The organism is Spiroplasma sp. ChiS, from assembly GCF_002968355.1.
In the GTDB taxonomy this organism is placed as follows: Bacteria; Bacillota_I; Bacilli_A; order Mycoplasmatales; family Mycoplasmataceae; genus Spiroplasma; species Spiroplasma citri.
This window is the reverse complement of sequence record NZ_PUUH01000120.1, coordinates 1-1,360: the sequence shown is the minus strand read 5'-3', so window position 1 is coordinate 1,360 and position 1,360 is coordinate 1. Positions and strand designations below refer to the sequence as shown.

Sequence of the window (1,360 nt, the reverse complement as noted above, 5' to 3'; positions counted from 1 at the left end):
TTCTTTAAATTTTTGAACATTATATGCTAAAATACTTTCATTTTTAAAATTCTCTCCGTTTAAAGGAAATTGAAATGTAATACTATTTACTCTATTTTTTACAATATCATTCATTATTCACCCTCCTTACTAGGTAATGTGTCATATTTAGAATTATCTTTTAAATCAATTATTCTTTTTCAACCACAAGTACTACACTTATTATCAAAGTCATAATCATCTCCACAATTCATACAATGAGCAAATTCGTTAAAATCTTCTTTATATAATTGTTGTTGTTTTAATTCTGTAATTTCATTTTTAAGTTTTTCATTTTCTTCTTTTAGTTTGTTAAATTTAATTGATTCTGTTATAGTCATTATTCATCCTCCTCAATAACAGTTAATTGGTCTAATTGTTCTTTTGTAATTTTAATACCTTTTAAATTAGCACAAGATAAATTAGCACAAGATAAATTAGCACAAGATAAATTAGCATAACGTAAATCAGTCCAATGTAAATCAGCACCTTGTAAATCTAATGTTTCATATTCTAAATATTCATTGATTTTTTCTTGTTCAACAGTAACTCCTATTAAATCTTTAATTAAATCTTGTAATTTTTTCATTTTATAATTCCTCCCCACATGTATGACAATTCAAATAAGAAAAATTATTTTTGAGATATTTTACATAATCATATATCATTTCAAATTCACCCTCTATATTGATAACTATTGACCATTGTTTTGATTTAGAAATATTTACATTCTTGACAATGATCACAATCACATTCAATTCATTGTTCTAAATCACAATAATCATTAATTCTAAATTTATCTTTATATTTTGTATTAAATTCTTCTTTTGTCATATTAAATTTCCTCCAAATTCTTTTCTGCAATTAAAGTATCAATATAGTCATAAGCACTTTCTTCTGAATGACATTCTTCTAATGCTTCATTAAATAAATCTTCTTTTGTGTAAACTTTGCCATCTTCATCTTTTCACATATTATTTATTCTCCTTTATTTGTAATTCTTTGTATATTTCGCATTTTAAAAAACTTTCTTTATTAATTTGATTAAAAATTTTTTCTAATTCAGCATAAATCATTTGCTTCATAGTATTTTGCCCATATCCATCAAATTCACCATCATTTATTGAAATTAATAATTTAGCAATATTTCTTTTTATTTTTTCCATATTATTTATCTCCTTGTCATTTAATATTTTTATCTTCTAAATCAATAATGGTTGTTTGAGAACAACTTTTATTTTTAGCAGTATATTTTGCTTCTTCTAATGTATAAAATAATTCAGTATCTATTCCAGTAAATGAACTATTTGTTATTAATAAATATCTTTTTTCCATAATTTAA

Annotated in this window: 5 protein-coding genes; all 5 read right to left on the bottom strand. The window is 22.5% G+C overall.

Translation table 4 applies throughout. The features are described from left to right. Nucleotides 1–113: 113 nt before the first annotated feature. Nucleotides 114–359, bottom strand: coding sequence for a hypothetical protein (locus C6B38_RS03990; RefSeq protein ID WP_105298737.1), 246 nt, complete (start codon nucleotides 357–359; stop codon nucleotides 114–116). Beyond that, nucleotides 359–607, bottom strand: coding sequence for a pentapeptide repeat-containing protein (locus C6B38_RS03985; protein ID WP_105298736.1), 249 nt, complete (start codon nucleotides 605–607; stop codon nucleotides 359–361). The genes C6B38_RS03990 and C6B38_RS03985 overlap by 1 nt, the downstream gene beginning before the upstream one ends. Nucleotides 608–853: 246 nt before the next feature. Then, a complete protein-coding gene (locus C6B38_RS09875; protein WP_155522097.1) occupies nucleotides 854–991 on the bottom strand; it encodes a hypothetical protein in 138 nt (45 codons plus the stop codon). Nucleotide 992: 1 nt separating this feature from the next. Next, complete coding sequence (locus C6B38_RS03980) at nucleotides 993–1,184, bottom strand: hypothetical protein (protein ID WP_105298360.1); 192 nt, start codon at nucleotides 1,182–1,184, stop codon at nucleotides 993–995. A gap of 1 nt (nucleotide 1,185) precedes the next feature. Next, nucleotides 1,186–1,353 (bottom strand): hypothetical protein, encoded by a 168-nt coding sequence (locus C6B38_RS09870; protein ID WP_162475850.1) that lies wholly within the window; start codon nucleotides 1,351–1,353, stop codon nucleotides 1,186–1,188. Nucleotides 1,354–1,360 lie beyond the last annotated feature (7 nt).